The organism is Pontimicrobium sp. MEBiC06410, from assembly GCF_053601615.1.
The window spans coordinates 1-215 of record NZ_JBSHNT010000038.1; the positions used below are offsets into that span (position 1 = coordinate 1).

Consider the following 215-nt stretch of genomic DNA (forward strand, 5'->3'; position numbering starts at 1 on the left):
GCAACAGTCAACGAAGGCGCTGGCACAGTAACCGTTCCAGTAAGCATAGATACCGTAAGTTCAACAGATGTTGTAGTAGATATTGTCACGACAACAGGCACAGCCGGCACAAGTGATTACACAGTCACGACAACAACCGTGACCATTCCAGCAGGAAGCACGAGTGTCGATGTAGTGATTCCAATCACGGATGATGCCATAGATGAAGCCGATGA

The 215-nt window shown here is 48.4% G+C and carries 1 pseudogene; it reads left to right on the forward strand.

What is annotated here, in order from left to right:
- Positions 1-215, forward strand: a pseudogene (locus ACVC08_RS00235) (endonuclease); the annotation flags it as partial.